We start from the raw sequence: 18088 nt of genomic DNA on the forward strand, positions 1-18088 counted from the left end.
ACTTCTCCAGATCAGACTCTTCCTATTTCCATTGGAGGCGATCAGAAGATTCCCGAAAGTTCCACGAATGTGGCCTCTGCTACTGGTCTGACTATCATCTTGCACCTTGATGACTTTGGACAGAAGCTGACTAGTCTTGTTGACTTTGAGCCATCCAATGCTGTGTCTTCTTTGTGGACAGCATTTGACAATATTCGGAATCTTCTCTCTTCCTTACCCATTCCTGGCAATGATTATCGCCTTGTATTGCTCCATCATGGCCAAGGTGACTTTGGCAGGCGATCTGAGAGCAACGCTCCATCTGGCTTCCCAACCTTCTTCCTGACCTATGTTTCGGCTCTGTCCGGAATGCTTAAGTCAATTACGTCCGAATTTCCATCCGTCAAAACAACCGTAGTTGATGTTTCTGATACAGTCCTTCTCTCTGATAGCACCCAATCCTATCTCGACTTCATCCTGTCACTTGATGAACCTGAGAAGGAGTACTCCATCAACGAAGAAGGGCTGCATGTCCATACGATGATTCCTTGCCAACCTTCCAGCGCTACTTCGGAAGGTGCTTTACTCCCCGTATCTTATCCTTCTTGCATCTTGGCTATTGGTGGTGCTCGTGGTATCGCAGTTCCTGTCTTAGAGCAGCTTGGATCAAAGAATGCTTCCCTTGTAGTAACTGGCAGATCTGATATAAATCTTCCCCAATGGTATTCTCCCGGTAGTACCCTGCCTCAGATCAGGTCTGAACTGATCAAGATGCATAGAGACTCAGGTGATACCTTTACTCCAGCCTCCATTGAAAAGGAAGTGAGGAGGATTTCTTCTTCTGTTGAAGCTATTGCAAACCTTGACAGACTGTCCAATCTCTATGCATCAGTTATCTATATCAAAGTAGACCTGCTTGACTCCAATTCTCATGCGTCGGTTATTTCTGAACTTAACACCAAGGGTTTACGAGTCGATACTATCATTAATGTAGCCGGTATTATTGAAGACTCATTGGTTAGCAAGAAGAAGCTTGATAGTTTTAACCGCGTCCTGTCAACAAAGATGAATTCGCTGAAGCTTGTCTTTCAAGTGTTAGATGAGCATCCAGTTGCTAACGTAGTGAACTATGCATCGATTGCTGGCAAGACTGGCAACTATGGTCAAGCTGACTATTCTGCTGCCAATGAACTTCTAAACGCAGGTAGCTGGCTCTCTGCTCTCCTTCACCCTAGGCTCAAGGTTACTTCATTCAATTGGGGACCATGGGCTTCATCGGGCATGGCGACTCAAGAAGTTAATGATGCTTTTGCCGAACGCGGAATCATTCCCATTCCTCTTGACGTTGGCGCACAAAGTGTTGTATCAATCTTAACCAATCAATCTGAGCTTCCCCTTGAGGTTACATCAGGCCTGTATGACTCTACTAAGTTTACCCAATCCAACTTTGACATACAGCGCCTTTCTGAGTCTTACCCATTCTTGGGACAGCATTCTGTTTCGACCACGTCATCTACAGAGCATGGACAGCTCAAGGAGACTTATAAGTTCTATCTTGACCCTCACAGTATTCCTTATATTTCCTCCCATCGAAAGTTCGGGCAACCTGTTCTGCCAGCTGCGTCTTCCTGTACATTTGCGCTTGAAGCTTATCAGCGCCACCTTGGGTCGAGTGCTCTCTCTTTAGGTCGTTCTGCCTTGCGTGTCACCACTGACGTTCTCTCAGGAATCGTCTTCAGTGACTTTACTCCTCGCCAGCTTCTCTTTGAAGCCAATGTCGCAGATAATCAACCTTTCACCTGCAGCTTAAGGGATCATCGTTCAAAGCGCTATTCTTACCGAACTCAAGTAGAACAAGTACCTCATCCAGACATTAGTAGCAAGCTTTTATCCTCTCTATCCAGGTCCAGCAATGATGGCCAACCTCCTCTCAGTGTCAGTCAGAGTGATGCCTATGATAGGTATCTGTTCCATGACGGTGTGATGACTGTCATTAGTGGTACCTCCTTGATCTTCCAAGATACTGAGGTGATTGTCTCCACTTTGCAGTCCCATGGTACCCGTCGGCTACTAGGCGTAGATTCCGCTGCCGAAAGTTTTCTTGATCCATCTCTGCTTGATGGACTTCTTCAGATGGGTCTCATTATCCTCCGTGATCTCTACCAAACTAGTGCTCTGCCTAATCGCCTTGTTGTCGATGTTTATGCTGCTCCAGTCCACGGCAAGCAGTACTTAGCTACCGGACGCATTGTGGAGGTCAACGCTGTTACTAGCAAAGCCTATTATGAAGGACTTATTACTTCGGAGGATGGTACTCCTCTTCTTTGCCTTTCCTATGCAGAAATGACCCATTCTCCAAGCATGATTGATTAGGCTTTCTGTCTACCCCCCTCCCCTTCCTTTCGCTCTATTGTGGCGACTCTCCTTCTGTCTTTATCCTCAGGCGCATAGGCTACCTGAATAGCGGTTCTATCTTCTTTGTCGTAGTCTTCAGTCTTCAGCACCTTTCGCATTGAACTTCGAATGTTGCTCTCCCTGTAGTCTTTTGATTTCTCCGAGTCGTTGCCCAAGTCTTTGTGTCCCTTCTTTCCGTACCCAATCACGTCAGAAGCCCTTTTGTTTCTATAGCTTCGCATCACCTCTGGTCATTCTGACTGCTTTCTCTTCAGTCGACTATGATCTATGTGTCAGCAGTCAATCTCTTCTTGACGCACTGTTCTTGAGCCGTGAGTCTGTCTCCATTGACCGCTGATCATCTCTTGTCGTGTTTGGTCAGTGTCGATTGTTTTGTTCCCTAAGCCAGGCTGGCGCCTTATGGAACAGCTTCCGATTCTTTTCTATTGTTATTCTTGTCATCATCGTTTTCCAAGTCACTGTCGCTTCTGCTGACATCAGCCGGTTGCTCAACCTTTTGTTTGATCCCATCGATGAGTCTATCCACTAGGCTCGCTTGCGGGTTTGTGAGGCTTTGTTTGTTCACTGCATCTCCCCAGTTGTGAGTCGGCCAGGGAGCACTGTTTCTTTTGGCTTATGACTGGCCGGCAGTGCTTAGACTTAGCGACTACCTCTAAGCATCTTCGGTGATCTCACCTCCTGCTTTTCCTTTGTACTTCTAGCCAACAGTACACAGGCCATTAGGGTATTGGCTTGGTGCGTGCTTCCCTCTATCTTGATGTCCGGACTCAACGCGTGTAGCCAAAGCTACCAGACAGTCCATCGATGACGAAACCCACCAGAACCGTTCGCCAGGTTCAGCGCACAGTTGATACCAAACGCCGTGGATCTCTGCCTCCACCTGTGGATTCCTTTCCAGCAACACCACTGCTCAGCGCCTTGGCCTCACTCCAGCAGCCTGCACCGCCGGATACGGCAGGGCCGCATCGCTTGCAGCCACCTGGGCTTTTCACACCACGTTTTGCGTATCAGCGAAGAGCTCGCTGAGTTCACACGGCAACACCTGCCAGACCGCGAGCTCAGGAGGGAGACGGACTGCTCAGGTTGGCTGAATCCCAATGTTTCCTACCCCGCAGGGCTTCCGCTTGCGGTCGGTGCAGCTGCTGCCAAGAGGTTTTGCCTGATCGATGAGCTCACTTGGTTTTCTTCAGAGGCAAGGCTCTGCCGGCAGCCAGGGAGGCCCGGCGGACCATCCGACGCCAGGCCGCGACGCTAACCCCTGACATTGATCAAGCGTCTTTCTACGCCGCGCCTGTCTGTTCGCATCCCATGGCCGCACAACCCAGTGGCACCCTGTCCCGCTCGGAGCCTTCGAGCAGCAGATCTTCAGGCGCTGATCCGTGAGCCGCTGCTCCCCCGGCGCCATCTGCTCTGGATCCGCTGTCTGGTCTACCGGAGGCTGAGCCTTGATGGCTGGAACTTCAATCCCAGAGGAGAGCCATGCAAACGGTTTGACTATGGCTGCAGCGACCCCTTTCGCGTTGTCGAGAGCGCCCAAGGTCAGACGACAGATCAAGGCACGAATGCTGCTGTGTTCCAATCTCCCGCAGTACGTCTGAGAGATTGACTTTCACTACGGCCAGAGGATGGCTGGCCGACTGTTGAATCTTCTTTGCTTGCTGGATGACCAGAGCCGTGTCCGTCTGTCCGTTTATGGCAGCCGACGCTGCAAGTCTGTTGACGTGATGCCTACGATTGGGAATGGACGACCCCACTTCTTCCTGTCCGGGGTTAACGATATGAGGGGCCGGCACTGACCACTCGAAAGCACCCACTCCAGTCCGGGAGGATGTCGTTGGCTGAAGTCAGGCTTCCATCCCGCCATCAGGCCACTGGTGGTACTACCTTTGCAACGCCCCACAGCTGTCTATGACCAGGCTTCTCCCCGTCAGTCTCTGTGTGACTTTCACCTTGCTTGCAGGCTGCGGTCGTCCAGATGGTCAGGCTCTCCAGAAGCTGGCCTGCGAGCAGGTCGCCAGCTCCATCGACCTGCAATCCGTCGGACAACTCGACGCGCTGCGCAAGGCACTCGGGTTGGCACCCGGCGTTGATCCCCTGCAAACCTGCCGTGACCTTGGGGTGAAGATGGAGCCCACACCCCAGCCTGACAACAGCTCCTCCGAGCAGGGCAACGCCGAAGTAGGCGGCGGCAACGAGAACTGAACTGCGGCCGGCTTTCCTTACCGATCAGCTGTTGGCTGTTGGACGCGTTGTTGACTTGGCGGCAGCTGTTTGGTGCCCTCTCTCTGGTGTGAGATCAGTGGTTTCAGAGCAGATCTGATCCACGTCTTTATTGACGCCTGCTCCCCCTTCGCCCGGGTTGATCCATGGGGCTGCCCGTCTAAGTGGCGGTCTCAATCCTTAGCGCCGTCAATCTGCCACTCAGATAGGCCCCCGTATCAATTCCGATGCGGTGCGGCAGGTGGGTGATCTGGAAATCGTGGCGGAATGTGTGGCCGTGCACCACGGTGTATGGAAGCCCATGGGGCTTGGAGAGAAAGGGCTTGCGGATCCAGATCAGATCCTCGAAGGCCTGGCGCTCCAGCGGCACCCCTGGCCGCACGCCGGCATGCACAAACAGATAGCCGCCGCGAATCGCCGTGACCGGCAACTGTTCGAACCACTCCCGGTGTTCGCTCGCCAGTGGCAGGAGCGCGGGTTCGCCGCCGTTGTATCGCCATCGATCGTAAGCCGCCCCTGCTTTCGATTCCGCTAATGCCTCGAGCAGCATCTGCTCATGGTTGCCCCGTAGCACGGTCACACCCGCCAGGCCGTAGGCCGCCGGGTTGTCCTGCAGCTGCCAGACCCGCTCCAGCACCTTGCGATCGCCGTCCGGTTCAGGCGCTCGATCGATCAGATCCCCCAGGAAGATCAGCTCCACGCCGGAGTCCAGGTGTGGGGTGAGTTCCTGCTCGAGCAGGGAGGCGCAGCCATGCACATCTCCGATCGCCACCACATCAGGACTGGTCATCGTCCCCCTCATCGAGGTTGGTTCTGGAGCACAGCGACTCTCGGCTTAGGCGCTTGCGGCTGAGCTTGGGATCGTTCAGCATCAGTGACAGCTTTTCGTGAACCATCTCCAGTTCGTTGTTGATTTCGTATGAGGCGGGCATCTTCAACAGGCTTGCGCGCAGATTACTCAGACTGAGGGTTGCGGTGCCGTGATCGCCTCGATCGAGTTCCTCGCTTGTCACTCACGGCAGGTGCAGGTGCTCGACCAGGCTCTGGTGCTCGCCGCTGCCGGGCGCCTCCCAGGCCAGCCGCATGCCGAGGATCTCCTGGTTGGGAACCAGCCGGGCAGATTGAGCTGCAGGCCCACGTTGAGCTCCTCCCCGGCGCGCAGGTTGGGGAGTTGGTGATTACCGGCACCGTTGGTTTTGAGGTCGTTGAGCAGATCCACCACCTCAGCACTGATCAGCCACCACTGTCACCTCGTCGTCGAAACTGACGTTGGCGAGACGCTCACGGTTGCTATTCTCCCCGGCCAGCGCCCGCAGCTCGACCCGCTGCTGGTGGCGTCCCACTACGACGGGCCCCTGCACTCGATCGGCGTCGACGTGACCGCCTCTGGGCTGGCGGCCCTGATCGAGCTGGCCATGCACCGGGCCGCTCCGCCGCCCCGGCGAACCGTGTGGGTCGTGACCTTCGATCAGGAGGAATGGGGGAGGCTCGCCACCAGCGTGCTGGAGCTTGAACTCAAGGCCAGAGGCCAGAAACTGCCGCTGATGGTGAGACTGGAGATGATTGCCTACACCAGCGCCACTCTGAGCTGGGCTGGGTGGGCCTGCTTCCGGTGCCGGGGTTCACCTCAGCGTTGGGTTCGGGGCGCCGGCCGCTGGGGTGTACTGGCGCTGAGGGGCGCTTTCTGTGGTGCCGTGAGGTGCTTCGGGAGGCTTCGCAGGCCCCGACGATCTGGCGGACACTTCAAGCTGCAGCGAGCGCTGCAGGCGACAAGGAGCCGTCACGTCAGCATGATCGGGGGTAGAGGTGGGCAGCGTTGACAGACCCCGGCTGAGGCAGGTTCTGAACAGTGAGTGATCGGCGGCCATGCCATCAGTGCTTCTGTGTTGTTCTTGGAACCCGCTGCGAATGCATCCACTAGGTTGATCAGCCTCTGCCGTTATCAGACTGCTGCTGTTGTGAGACTGATGCTGTGTTCAGATCCGTGCGGCGAACTGGATTCATGGTGTGATCGGATTTTTCTGTCCCTTGTGAGGGATGGGGAGTGTGAAGCCCGTGGGTGGAGCATGCAGCCTCGGGTCACCCTGATGAGTCCTGGCTTCTGTTCATGAATCAAGGAAAGGTGCTGTGCCTTGCTTTCATCTTTGCAAGCGTGGCTTGCCCGTCTGATTGTGCCTGCTGCACATCTGCCTCCTGTTTGCCTCCTATCTGCAGCATCCTCTTGGAGTTGATCCCCTGGCTTCTCGCTTCTTCACTGGCTTCGTTGACTGAACGGGCAAAGGTATGGCTAGAGATGGACTGGGCATGGTGATGGAGCTGCCAAGAGAGCCGCCTCCGGTTCTTGCAATGCAAGCTCCCTATCGGCTCTGTTCATGACGCTCGTACTCTGGAAAGCTATCCAATGACGCTGATTTCGCTTCTCGTTACACTCATCGTTGTGGGGGTGTTGTTGTGGCTGGTTAACAACTACATTCCGATGGATAGCAAGATCAAGAACATTCTCAACATTGTCGTTGTCATTGCTGTCGTCATCTGGCTGCTCAATCTGCTGGGCCTGACGGACAACCTGCGCGGCATCCGCGTGGGGAGTTAGGCGCTGGCCGGGGTGGGCTTGGTGGCGCACGGGGGTTGCGGTGAGGGGGTTGGCAGCCAGGCGTCTGCCGGGATCCAGCAGAATCAGGCCATGGATCTCCATGCTGATCTGAGCCGGCCCGTGGTGCTCGACACCCACGCCCTCCCCTGGATTCCCTCGCCGATGCCGGGGGTGGAGCGGCGCCTGCTCGACCGGCAGGGTGAGGAAGTGGCGCGGGCCACCTCCTTGGTGCGTTACGCACCTGGCAGCCACTTTCCCCCCCATCGCCATGGCGGCGGCGAGGAGTTCCTGGTGCTTGAGGGCACCTTTTCAGATGAGCTGGGCGATTACGCCGCCGGCAGCTACCTGCGCAATCCGGTGGGCTCCAGCCATGCCCCGTTCAGCGTGGCGGGTTGCACGATCCTGGTGAAGCTGCAGCAGATGCATCCGGCCGATCAGCAGCGCGTCTGCATCGACACCCGCAGCACCTGTTGGCTGCCTGGCCTTGTGGAAGGGCTTGAGGTGCTGCCACTGCATGCGTACGGCTCCGAACATGTGGCCCTGGTGCGTTGGGCACCCGGCACGGTGTTCCAGCTGCACGGTCATCCCGGTGGCGAGGAGATCTTCGTGCTGGAGGGGGTGTTCCAGGACGAGCACGGCACATACCCGGCTGGTAGCTGGTTGCGCCACCCCCCAGGCAGTGTGCACAGGCCCTGGAGTGAGACTGGCTGCACGATCTGGGTGAAGACCGGCCATCTGCCAGTCACCTGCGGACCGGATGGTGCGCTGAGCTCAGCCCCCAAGACACCCGTGGCATGAGCCACAGGTTGGCTGCAGCACACCCGTGACCGTGCCCGCCTAGCGCGCTGTGCCTAGCCTGAGCCAATTCCGCCAGGTGGCCATGGCTGTGGTGAACCGCTGCGCGGTGGGGGTCTACCCCAGTGAGCAATTGCTGGATTGGGCCCGGAGGCTGGAGCTGGAGGTGGATGCGGCAGGAGCCCGGGAGCCCTGCTTGTACCTGATCCCCGATTACGACACACAGGAGGAGGCTGAGGAAATCCTCGCGGAGGTGTACGAGGCGATCTTTGAAGCGGAGCTGGATTACTGGCACCGCGACATCGGGGCCTGGCCGGCTGAGCGCACCTACCCGGTGTTCCGCAAGTGGTTTGATGTGCGCTTCTACCCCTTGATCCAGGATCTGGTGGCCGATGAACTCACGGCCACCGAACTGGACGACGAGTTGGTGGGCACCATCACCACAGCATTGGAAGGAATGGCGAAGGCGCCTTGAGGGACAGGGCAAGCGTGTGGCTGCCGATGACCTGAAGCGAGCGCTTTGCTGTGAGCATTGCCCTGATGGGAGCACTGCGATCTAAAGCATGGGCTGTGCGAAGTTTGCCAGGGGGAAACTTGTTGCGGGAAATGTGCTTTAGCTGTCGGTCTGCTGTTGCTTCCAAGGTGGTGCCGATGGCCTGGTAACTTCAACGTGCTGTTGCTGTCTCTCGCTTTACTCGGTCCTCGGCACTGTTGATCATGGGCAGTGTTGATCTTGGGCAGTGTTGATCATCATCGGGTGGCTGTCATCGAGTTCGCCTGGATGTCGGGTTCCAGTACGAGACATGCATCCGATTGGTGGTAGAAGCTGCGCAGATCAGCTGGGTTGTTCAGGTGCGGCATCCCTGTGGAATGATTGAACCTGCTCTTCTGCTGCAACCTTCAGTTTCTCTGATCGCGTTGATGATGCGTGATTCTGGTCATACTGGAGGCGCCAGGAAGCCATGGCCATCCGGGCAAAGCCATGCACCTATCTGTAGAATCGATCCATCGTGAGCTTTTCCCCCCTGCTTGGCGCTGGAGATTCTGTTCATCCTGTTGCTGATCGTGGCCAACGGGATCTTTTCTGGCTCTGAGATCGCGATTGTTTCGGCGCGCAAGGTGCGGCTGCAGCAACTGGCCGATAAGGGGAGCAGGCCGGCGCGTATCGCCCTGCGCCTGGCGGAAACGCCGAACGATTTTCTTTCCACGGTGCAGATCGGCATCACCCTGATCGGCGTGCTCAGTGGTGCTGTGGCTGGCGCCACGGTGGCGCAGAAGCTCAAACCCTTCGTTGATCAGCTTCCGGCTCTGCGGCCCTACAGCGAAGGGCTGAGCGTCACGCTGGTGGTGGCTTTGATCACCTACCTCTCTCTGGTGATCGGCGAGCTGCTGCCCAAGCGCATCGCCCTCACCCATCCGGAGAGGATCGCCTGCACCATCGCGCCGGCCATGCGAACCCTTTCGCGGTTGAGCGCGCCCGCCGTGCATCTGCTTGGTGCCTCCACCGATGGCCTGCTCAGGGCTCTGCATGTGTCCGCCAGCACCGAGCCCGACATCACCGAGGAGGAGATCAAGGCATTGATTCGCCAGGGGGCAGATTCCGGTGTGTTCGAGCCCACGGAGCACGACATGGTGCAGCGGGTGTTGCGGTTGGGTGATCGCACCATCAAGACGATGATGACCCCACGCACTGACATCCAGTGGCTTGATCTGGAAGCAACGGAGGAGGAGATTCTCGCTGACGTACAGGATTCGAACCACTCCCGCTTTCCGGTGGGCCGTGGCAGCCTTGACGACTGCGCCGGCATTGTGCGCGTGCGCAGTTTGCTCAACGCCCAGCTGGGGCGTGAGCCGCTGGATCTCGAGGCCTTGTGCCAGCCACCGCTCTACATCGCCGAATCGAGCCGTGCTCTGAGTGTGCTGGAGCAGTTCAAGCGCGCGGGCATCCATATCGCCCTGGTTACCGATGAATATGGCGGCGTGGAAGGGCTGGTGACCCTCAACGATCTGATGGAAGGCATCGTGGGCGATCTGCCCGACCTCGACGATAACGAAGATCCTTCCTTTGTGACGCGAGAGGATGGCTCCTGGCTGGTGGATGGTAGCCTGGATATCAACGCCTTTGATGACCGCATCGGCACGGAATTGCTCAGCTCCGATGAGCAGCCCACTTATCACACCCTCGCTGGATTTGTGATTCATGCCCTGGAGAGGATTCCCAGATCCTCGGATCACTTCCTCTGGCTGGGCTACCGCTTTGAAGTGGTGGACATGGACGGCAACCGCGTGGACAAGGTGCTCGTGACGCCACCGGTGAAGCCCCCTGCCAGCAGTGATCCATCCGGTGATCTTGACGGCTAAACGTGGCCATTGCCTCGGATCTGGTGCTGCGGCGCCCCTAGGCTGCGTGGTGATGGTTGCTGCTGCGATGGCTGCCATTGGGCTGCCAAACTGAATCAGCGATTGACCTATCAACGTGGCCTGTGAACGCTGCGGTTGCCGCATGATCACCAAAGCGAACCACGCGAAGGGATTGTTGATCTGTGCGGACTGTGGCCACCGTGTGGCTCAGGTCCAGCAACGGCAGACGCTGGGCAGTTGGTTGGCCGCCAGCTTTTTGTTGCTCTTCCTGATGGCGCTGGTGGTGATCACCGCCAGGCTTGAACCCAGCGTCTCCAGCGATCTGGAATTGGAACCTGTCAAGGAGCGCTCAAGGGGAGAGTGATTCAGGCTGTGGCCCCCCGGAACACTCACGCCACTCACTGCGTGACCACTCGCTTCTTGAGGAAAGCCCCCTTGCCTTCCTGCGCTGTTCGCAGCGACAGGCTGAGCCGTGCCAGGTCCCCCTGCTATACAACAGCGGGCCAACTCCGTCTATCCGCCTGCTGGCTGCTCTCCCTTAATCAGCCAGCATTCCCTTTAAGAGTTCCGTTGGCAGCTTCGTGATCGGTTGTCTGTGCTCTTTGCTCGTTGGCCTGTGATTGGTGACCCGTGATCAGTGGTTTGCGATCGATGATCTGTGAATGATCACGCGCTGATGAGTGATCACCTGGAGTTTTTTCGCAGCAGTCGGGCCAGCGCCCACACCCCCATGGAGGCCATCAGCACGAGCAGTAGCTGGACAACAAAGCTGCCCATGGGTGCGATCCATAGCAGGATCTGGCGGTAGTTCGCTCCCAGCACCATTCCTGACGTCACCAGAACCAGGATCCAGATCAGGCTGCCCGCACTCGTCCAGAACAGAAACGAACCCTGTGGCATCAGTTCAATGCCGGCCGGTATGGAGACAAAGGGCCGGATTCCAGGGATCATCCGGCCCCAGAACACCACCGCTGGCCCATGGATGGAAAACCAGCGGCGGCTGGCGGCCAGATCGGCTGCCCTGAGCCCGAACCAGCGGCCGTGCCGGCCAATCAGATGTTCCAGCCTCTGCTCGTTCACCAGGCGACCGATCCCGTACCAGAAGCAGGCCCCGAGCAACGTGCCGATCAAGGCGGCAACCACAACGGGAACGAACTCAAGCTTGCCCTGCTGAATCAAAAACCCGCTGAGTGGCATCACCAGCTCGGAGGGGATCGGCGGGATCACGTTCTCCAGCAGCAAGACAAGAGCGATGAGCACATACCCCTGCAGCGGGTTGGTTTCGGCTGTGTCTGCGATCAGTGCCAGAAAGGATTCGGCCCAGCGGTGCAACCCACTGGCGGCAGGTTGCACCATGGCCTGCAACTCAGGCATTGGCATGGGCACGGCGGCGCCAGAGCCGCCACAGCTTTTCCATCTCCAGATAGGTGAAGAAAATGAGGCTGAAGCCAACGCAGATGGCCAGATCCTGGAGGCTGAGCGGAGTGGTTTCGAAGAACGCCGACAAGAACGGCACGTAAAGCAGGGCCATCTGCAGGCCGGTGGTGAGTACCACAGCCCAGATCAGCCAGGGATTGGAGAAGGGATTGATCTGCACCAGCGGCAGATCACTGCGGGCGGCCAGGGCATGGCCCATCTGGGCGAGGCAGAGGCTGGTGAACACCATCGTCTTCCACGGGGCTCCCGACCCAGCGGCGTAAACCATCAGCACGATGGTGATCACAGCAAACACCACCCCGATCCGCAGGATGTAACTGCCGATTCCACGCGCAAAGATCGATTCGCCCGGTTCGGCCGGCGGGCGTTGCATCAGACCTGCCTCGCCCGGCTCCAGCGCCAGTGCCAGGGCAGGAACGCCATCGGTCACCAGGTTCATCCAGAGGATCTGCAGGGGCGAAAGAGGCACGCCCACCATGCCCAGCAGTGGGGCGGAGGCAATCGTGATCAGTTCGCCGACGTTGCTGCCGAGGATGTATTTCACGAAGCGGCGGATGTTGGCGTAGACCAGCCTTCCCTCTTCCACCGCATTCACGATGGTGGCGAAGTTGTCGTCGAGCAGCACCATGTCGGAGGCTTCCTTGCTCACCTCCGTGCCGGTGATGCCCATCGCCACGCCGATATGGGCCTGCTTGAGGGCGGGAGCGTCGTTGACGCCGTCACCGGTCATGGCCACCACCTGGCCATTGGCCTGCAGCGCTTTCACGATCCTCAGCTTCTGCTCGGGAGGAACACGGGCATAGACACTGCAGCGGCTCACCACCTCCTGGAGCCTCGCATCGTTGAGCTGCTCGAGCTCCCGGCCCAGCACCACCTCGGCGTTCGCATCCACGAGGCCGATTCCTTGCCCGATCGCCCGGGCGGTGAGCGGGTGATCCCCCGTGATCATCACGGGCCGGATGCCGGCTTCCCGGCAGCGGGCCACAGCCTCAGCCACTTCCGGTCGGGCTGGATCGAGCTGGGCCATCAACCCCAGCAACACCTGGTGATCCAGCGACTGCTCCGGGCTGGTGTGATGGGGAGCGCAGGCGAAGGCCAGCACCCGCAGGCCTGAAGCCGCCAGCTGACGTGCCTGCTCCACCCACCACTGCCGCTGCGGATCGCTCAACACCGCCACGCCATGGCTGCCGATCCAGCGGTCGCAGGAGCCAAGAATCACCTCAGGCGCGCCCTTGGTGATCAACAACGTGCTGGAGCCCTTGCTCACATCTCCCAGGGGCTGTTGCAGGGTGCCAGTGGTGTCGTCCACCCACACCGCCATCAGCTGGCGTTCCGAGCTGAAGGGAATCTCGGCCTTGCGTTTGTAGTGGCTGCGCAAGGCGAAGCCATCGAGGCTGGCCTTGCTGGCCGCCACCACCAGCGCCCCCTCGGTGGGATCCCCGAGTACGTCCCAGCTGCCATCCTCTTCCTTCTTCAGTTCGGCGTCGCTGCAGAGCACGCCGGCTGCCAGCAGCAGGTCCCGGGCGCCAGCGGTGATGCCAGGCACGGCTCCTTCAGGCGGCGAGAGTTCGGACACCGTGAAGGAGCCGTGGGGGTCATAGCCCCTGCCGCTGACCGCAATCGACTGACTGCCGCAACGCAGCTCCTCCACCACCTGGCGGTTCAAGGTGAGGGTGCCGGTCTTGTCGGTGCAGATCACCGTGACCGATCCCAGCGCCTCCACCGCGGGCAGGCGGCGGATCAGGGCAGCCCGTTGCACCATGCGCTGGGTGCCGATCGCCAGAGTGACCGTGATCACGGCGGGCAGACCCTCCGGCACGATCGCCACGGCCATGCTCAGCGCCACCTCCAGCAGCCCCAGCAGCGGCTGCCCCAGCAACCAGCCACCCAGCACCACCAGCGCCACCAGCGCCAGCGCGGAACCCACCAGCACATTGGCCAGCCCATCGAGCCGTTCCTGCAGCGGCGTGGTTTCGCCCCCGGCGGCGTTGATCAATTCAGCGATCTGGCCCAGCTCTGTGCCCATGCCGGTGGCGGTGACCACCGCCGTGCCCCGACCCCGCACCACTTCGGTGCCCTGAAACAGGCAGTTCTGGCGCTCCAACACCGGCGTGGCGGCCTCCATCACCAGATCCGCCTTTTTGAACACCGCTTCGGCTTCACCGGTGAGGGCCGCCTCGCGCAGCCCCAGCTCGGCCACCTCCATCAGGCGGGCATCGGCAGGCACGCGGTCGCCCGCTTCCATGCGGATCAGGTCGCCGGGCACCAGTTGCTCGCTTGGCAGCCGTTCCCAATGGCCATCGCGGCGCACCGTGACCAACGGCTGGGCCATCTCGCGCAGCGCCAGCAGCGCCGTCTGGGCGCGGCTTTCCTGCAGGTAGCCCAGCAGGGCGTTGAGCCCCACGATCAGCACAATCGCGATCGCATCCTTCGGGAAGCGCTGGGCCGAGAACGCAATGGCGGCCGACACTGCGGCAACGGCCAGCAGCATGATCAGCATCACGTTGCTGAGCTGATCCCAGAGAATGCGCAGGTTGCTGCGGCCAGGCGCCAGCTCCAGCTTGTTCGGCCCCAACCGGGCCAGCCGTTCGGCGGTCTGGGCGGTGCTCAGACCCTCAGCCGTGGCCTCCAGCTGCTGGAGGCACTCCTCCACAGTGAGGTTGTGCCATGCAGGCGAATCAATGCGGCTCAAGGAAGGCACGGGGCGATCAGCCGAAAACACTAAGCGCATTTTCTGACTCACAGGCCCATGCCGACCCTGCTCACAACTCTGCTGGTGCTGCTCACGGGCGTGCTGGCAGCTCGCGTTTCAGCGGGCCGGCTGGTGGCCTGGGCGGTGCCCGCCATCGTGCTGGAGCTGGCGGTGGGCTTCATCCTCGGGAACACGGTGTTGCCGTTCGAGGCGATCCGGCCGCTCAGCGGCATCACCGAGCTGGGTGTGCTGACCCTCTTCTTTCAGGTGGGGCTGGAGGTGCGCGGCGATGTGCTCTCGGCGCGGCGCAATGCCGTGCTGCGCACGGTGGCACTCAGCTTTCTGGCTCCCCTGCTGGCCTACCTGCCGCTGAGCCAGGGTTTCGGGCTGGCCAGAAGCGAGACCCTCCTCTGTCTGGCGGTGCTCAGTGCCACGGGAACAGGGGTGACCCTGAGAGTGCTGGCCCTCGGCCAGGGGCTTCAGACCCCCTCGGGTCGCCTGCTGGTGGGGGTTTCCGTGCTCGACGATCTGCCGGCCATCGCCTTGCTGTCGGTGGCGATGGCCAGCGCAGGCGTGCCGATGGGTGGCGTAGGGCTGGCGGTGCCCGGCCCGCTGCTCGGCCTTGCTGCCGCCGCCGTGAGCTACTGGGCGGTGGGCCTCTGGGCCCGGCACCGCCGTGAACGGCCCACCGCACCGCTCTCGATCCTGCTGGTGTTGATCGGGTCGTCGTGGTTGGGAGAAGCCAGTGGGCTCACCTCCCTGCTGGGGGCGCTCTGGGGTGGCGTGCTGCTGGCCCGGCTCAGCCCGCCGCAAGCGGAGGTGAACCGCACCCTGGCCGTGCTCTCGGATGTGTTCCTGCCGCTGTATTTCATCAGCGTGGGGATGCGAATCCCGGCGGCGACCCTGCTGGATCCCCAGGCCTGGAGCCTGGCCGCCGCCCTGGTGGGGATGGCGGTGCTCACCAAGCTCCTCTGCGGCCTGGGCATCACGGCGGCCGACCGCGCCGCCGGGGTGGACCGCTGGCTGGTGGTGTTCGGCCTGATCCCCAGGGGCTTGCCCGGACTGGTTTTCGCCACCACGGCACTCGGCGCCGGGGTGATCAATGCGTCACAGTTTTCCGCCTTGGTGATCATGGTGACGCTCACCACGGTGCTGGGCCTGCTGCTGCTGGAGCGCCGCCTGGCTTTCGTGCGCAAGGCGGCTGAGAATCCTTCGTGAGGGGTGATTCCTGCGGTGGTGATCGCTCCAGTACGTTGATCGTCGCTTGAATCCCCTGAGCCGGTGATGCTGCATTCGGTTCATCAGCTATGGGGACGCCTGCTCGCCTGGCGGCACCGTCTCACGGTGCCACAGTTCACGGTGGTGACCGGCGGCTTGGTGATTGCGTTGGGCACAGTGCTGCTGGCCTCGCCGCTCTGCTCCAGCGACGACGTAGGCCTTTGGCAGGCTCTGTTCACCGTGACCTCGGCGATCACGGTGACGGGTCTGTCGATCATCGATGTGGGCAAGGATCTCACCCTCTTCGGCCAGATGACCCTGGCAGGGCTGATCATCACAGGCGGGCTTGGCCTGATGGCGATCACCACCTTCTTGCAAGGGTTTGTGCAGGGCCGCTCCGGCCTGCGCCATCGCCTCGACAAGGGACGCATGCTGGATGAGTTTGGGGTAGGCGGCATCGGCCCCACCTTTCACCGGATCCTGATCACAGCCGGCTGTGTGATGGGAGTGGGCACGATGATTCTGTTCTTCTTTGGCTTCACCGATATCACCAACGTTGGTGAACGCTTCTGGGCCTCAATGTTTCACTGCATCAGTGCCTACAACAACGCAGGTTTTGGGCTGTGGGCCGACAACCTGGTGGGCTACAAGGGAAATCCGGTGGTCAATGGTGTGATCGGCAGCCTGATCGTCGTCGGCGGTATCGGCTGGCGGGTCACCAATGATCTGTGGGAGAACCGCTCCCGCCTCAGGCGCATCCGCCATCTCTCCCTCCATACCCGGCTGGTGCTGCGCAGCACCCTGCTGCTGATCGCCATCGGGGCACTGGGCCTGCTGTTCACAGAACAATTCGCTCCTGATGGTGTGGTGATGACCCTCGGCCTGTGGGAGAAGCTTCAGGTCACCATTTTTCAATCGATCACCACACGCACCGCAGGCTTCAACACCGTGCCGCTGTCGATGGAAACACTTTCGGATGCAGGCTTGCTGCTGATGATCGTGTTGATGTTCATCGGCGCCAGCCCAGGCGGCACAGGTGGGGGGATCAAAACCACCACCTTCGTTCTGCTGATGGGCACCACCCGTTCGATGCTTGAGGGCCGCAAGGATGTGGTCATTGGGCGGCACGAGATCCCCGCGTCGATTGTGTTCAAATGCGTTGGCGTCGCACTGGCTTCCGGCCTGTTCGTGATCCTGATGACCCTGCTTCTTGGGCTCGGACCAACAACGGCTGGAGAACCAACAGCTCAGTCTTTCAATTTCCTTGAAAAGCTGTTCACCTGCATGTCCGCCTTTTGCACCGTTGGACTGGATGTCGGTGTTACTGCCAATCTCAATCGTTGGGGCCAGTTGGTGCTGATGGTGGGCATGTTTGTGGGTCGATTGGGGATCATGCTGCTGCTTCAGTCCCTCTATGGCAGCAGGCCTCCTTCCCGGGTGGGCTACCCCCAGCAGGAGGTCTTCATTTGACGTTGGAAGCTGTTCCGCTCCACTTCGAGCCGCGGTGCCTGTCCGCGCAGCTGATGCTGTTGCTGCTGCCAGTGGCATGGCTGGGTGAGCAGCTGGATCCCTCTGAGGGACGGCCATGACCGACATCCCCTCCGTGCCGTTGCCCATTGGCTTCCGGGATGTGGATGCCACTGCACCGGAGGCGTGCGTCCGCTGCCTCGATTGCCTGCACCAGTTGCCTGCCGGCCGTGCCTACAAGGCCCGCGCCCTCGCCGCGCTGCAGCTCGTGCCCGGATGCGCCGCGCTCGATGTGGCCTGCGGCCTCGGCGACGATGTGGTCTTGATGGTGGCTGCCGGCGCGCGTGCCGTTGGCGCCGACTGCAGCCGCACGCTGCTGGCTGCCGCCCAGACGCGCCACAGCGCCACAGCGGCCAGCTTCCAGCTGGCGGATGCCAAGGCCCTGCCATTTGTCTCCGGCAGCTTTGATGCGGTGCGCATCGACCGGGCACTGCAACACATCGCACAGCCGGAACTGGTGGTGAAGGAGATGGCCCGCGTCACCCGCCGGGGCGGGGTGGTGCTGTGCGCTGAACCCGATTGGGGCACGTTCCTGCTGGGTGGTACCCACAGCGGGGTGAGTGAGCGCATCCAGCACGACTGGATCCGTTCGTTCCAGAACCCCTGGATCGGCCGCGCCCTGCCCGACCTGCTGAGCGCTGCCGGTGTTGGCGAGCTGCAACGCGAGGAGATCTGGCTGCCCACCCACGGATTCGCGGAATCGGATCTGCTCTTCGGCATTGAGGACAATGCCCGCAAGCTCGCCGCTGAGCAACCTGAGGCGCTGGACTGGCTTGAGCACTACCGCGACGGCGAGGCCTACGCGGGCGTGCTGATGCTGATCAGCTGGGGGCGGAAGCTGTAAGCAGCTG

Annotated in this window: 15 protein-coding genes; 11 read left to right on the forward strand and 4 right to left on the reverse strand. The window is 60.1% G+C overall.

Going from position 1 to position 18088, the window contains the following annotated elements:
* Positions 1-99: 99 nt before the first annotated feature.
* Positions 100-2352 (forward strand): SDR family NAD(P)-dependent oxidoreductase, encoded by a 2253-nt coding sequence (locus KBY86_RS03455; protein WP_255140233.1) that lies wholly within the window; start codon positions 100-102, stop codon positions 2350-2352.
* A gap of 1950 nt (positions 2353-4302) precedes the next feature.
* Positions 4303-4596, forward strand: a complete 294-nt coding sequence (locus tag KBY86_RS03460) for a hypothetical protein (protein ID WP_158217425.1) — start codon at positions 4303-4305, stop codon at positions 4594-4596.
* Between the two features lie 178 nt (positions 4597-4774).
* On the opposite strand, the gene KBY86_RS03465 is transcribed toward KBY86_RS03460, so the two are convergent.
* Both KBY86_RS03465 and KBY86_RS03470 read right to left on the reverse strand, forming a co-directional pair.
* Complete coding sequence (locus KBY86_RS03465; protein ID WP_255140234.1) at positions 4775-5404, reverse strand: metallophosphoesterase family protein; 630 nt, start codon at positions 5402-5404, stop codon at positions 4775-4777.
* Positions 5391-5627: a hypothetical protein gene (locus KBY86_RS03470; RefSeq protein WP_255140235.1), complete on the reverse strand. Its 237-nt coding sequence runs from the start codon at positions 5625-5627 to the stop codon at positions 5391-5393. Before KBY86_RS03470 ends, KBY86_RS03465 begins: the two co-directional genes overlap by 14 nt.
* Positions 5628-5819: 192 nt before the next feature.
* Between KBY86_RS03470 and KBY86_RS15270 the strand changes: the two genes are divergently transcribed.
* The 6 genes from KBY86_RS15270 to KBY86_RS03495 all read left to right on the forward strand — a co-directional run bounded on the left by KBY86_RS15270 (position 5820) and on the right by KBY86_RS03495 (position 10727).
* A complete protein-coding gene (locus KBY86_RS15270) occupies positions 5820-6434 on the forward strand; it encodes a M28 family peptidase (protein WP_399221050.1) in 615 nt (204 codons plus the stop codon).
* 581 nt (positions 6435-7015) lie between these two features.
* On the forward strand, positions 7016-7207 hold the full coding sequence (locus tag KBY86_RS03475; RefSeq protein ID WP_094510869.1) for a Thivi_2564 family membrane protein: 192 nt from the start codon (positions 7016-7018) through the stop codon (positions 7205-7207).
* A 90-nt stretch (positions 7208-7297) separates the two neighbouring features.
* Positions 7298-8005, forward strand: coding sequence for a cupin domain-containing protein (locus KBY86_RS03480; protein WP_255140236.1), 708 nt, complete (start codon positions 7298-7300; stop codon positions 8003-8005).
* A gap of 82 nt (positions 8006-8087) precedes the next feature.
* Positions 8088-8477, forward strand: a complete 390-nt coding sequence (locus KBY86_RS03485) for a hypothetical protein (RefSeq protein WP_094510868.1) — start codon at positions 8088-8090, stop codon at positions 8475-8477.
* A gap of 554 nt (positions 8478-9031) precedes the next feature.
* On the forward strand, positions 9032-10363 hold the full coding sequence (locus tag KBY86_RS03490) for a hemolysin family protein (protein ID WP_255099511.1): 1332 nt from the start codon (positions 9032-9034) through the stop codon (positions 10361-10363).
* A 142-nt stretch (positions 10364-10505) separates the two neighbouring features.
* Entirely contained in the window at positions 10506-10727 is a 222-nt protein-coding gene (locus tag KBY86_RS03495) for a hypothetical protein (protein ID WP_094510866.1), read from the forward strand.
* A gap of 320 nt (positions 10728-11047) precedes the next feature.
* Here KBY86_RS03495 and KBY86_RS03500 read toward each other — a convergent pair whose 3' ends face one another.
* Both KBY86_RS03500 and KBY86_RS03505 read right to left on the reverse strand, forming a co-directional pair.
* Complete coding sequence (locus tag KBY86_RS03500) at positions 11048-11719, reverse strand: DedA family protein (RefSeq protein WP_255140237.1); 672 nt, start codon at positions 11717-11719, stop codon at positions 11048-11050.
* A 10-nt stretch (positions 11720-11729) separates the two neighbouring features.
* Positions 11730-14531: a cation-translocating P-type ATPase gene (locus KBY86_RS03505; RefSeq protein WP_399221053.1), complete on the reverse strand. Its 2802-nt coding sequence runs from the start codon at positions 14529-14531 to the stop codon at positions 11730-11732.
* An 18-nt stretch (positions 14532-14549) separates the two neighbouring features.
* Between KBY86_RS03505 and KBY86_RS03510 the strand changes: the two genes are divergently transcribed.
* From KBY86_RS03510 to KBY86_RS03520, 3 genes are all read left to right on the forward strand, one after another.
* Positions 14550-15710, forward strand: a complete 1161-nt coding sequence (locus KBY86_RS03510) for a cation:proton antiporter (protein ID WP_255140239.1) — start codon at positions 14550-14552, stop codon at positions 15708-15710.
* Between the two features lie 66 nt (positions 15711-15776).
* Positions 15777-17180, forward strand: a complete 1404-nt coding sequence (locus KBY86_RS03515; protein WP_255140240.1) for a TrkH family potassium uptake protein — start codon at positions 15777-15779, stop codon at positions 17178-17180.
* A gap of 115 nt (positions 17181-17295) precedes the next feature.
* Entirely contained in the window at positions 17296-18081 is a 786-nt protein-coding gene (locus KBY86_RS03520; RefSeq protein WP_255140241.1) for a methyltransferase domain-containing protein, read from the forward strand.
* The last annotated feature ends 7 nt before the right edge of the window (positions 18082-18088 follow it).

The sequence above is a fragment of the Synechococcus sp. Lug-A genome, assembly GCF_024345655.1.
Classification (GTDB): Bacteria; Cyanobacteriota; Cyanobacteriia; order PCC-6307; family Cyanobiaceae; genus MW101C3.

Bases quoted from the DNA above. Each gene is read 5' to 3' on its own strand.
- KBY86_RS03510 (WP_255140239.1), top strand. From the start codon at position 14,550: ATGCCGACCCTGCTCACAACTCTGCTGGTGCTGCTCACGGGCGTGCTG.
- KBY86_RS03505 (WP_399221053.1), bottom strand. From the start codon at position 14,531: ATGCGCTTAGTGTTTTCGGCTGATCGCCCCGTGCCTTCCTTGAGCCGC.
- KBY86_RS03515 (WP_255140240.1), top strand. From the start codon at position 15,777: ATGCTGCATTCGGTTCATCAGCTATGGGGACGCCTGCTCGCCTGGCGG.
- KBY86_RS03495 (WP_094510866.1), top strand. From the start codon at position 10,506: ATGATCACCAAAGCGAACCACGCGAAGGGATTGTTGATCTGTGCGGAC.
- KBY86_RS03520 (WP_255140241.1), top strand. From the start codon at position 17,296: ATGACCGACATCCCCTCCGTGCCGTTGCCCATTGGCTTCCGGGATGTG.
- KBY86_RS03465 (WP_255140234.1), bottom strand. From the start codon at position 5,404: ATGACCAGTCCTGATGTGGTGGCGATCGGAGATGTGCATGGCTGCGCC.
- KBY86_RS03480 (WP_255140236.1), top strand. From the start codon at position 7,298: ATGGATCTCCATGCTGATCTGAGCCGGCCCGTGGTGCTCGACACCCAC.
- KBY86_RS03500 (WP_255140237.1), bottom strand. From the start codon at position 11,719: ATGGTGCAACCTGCCGCCAGTGGGTTGCACCGCTGGGCCGAATCCTTT.
- KBY86_RS03460 (WP_158217425.1), top strand. From the start codon at position 4,303: ATGACCAGGCTTCTCCCCGTCAGTCTCTGTGTGACTTTCACCTTGCTT.
- KBY86_RS03485 (WP_094510868.1), top strand. From the start codon at position 8,088: ATGGCTGTGGTGAACCGCTGCGCGGTGGGGGTCTACCCCAGTGAGCAA.
- KBY86_RS03475 (WP_094510869.1), top strand. From the start codon at position 7,016: ATGACGCTGATTTCGCTTCTCGTTACACTCATCGTTGTGGGGGTGTTG.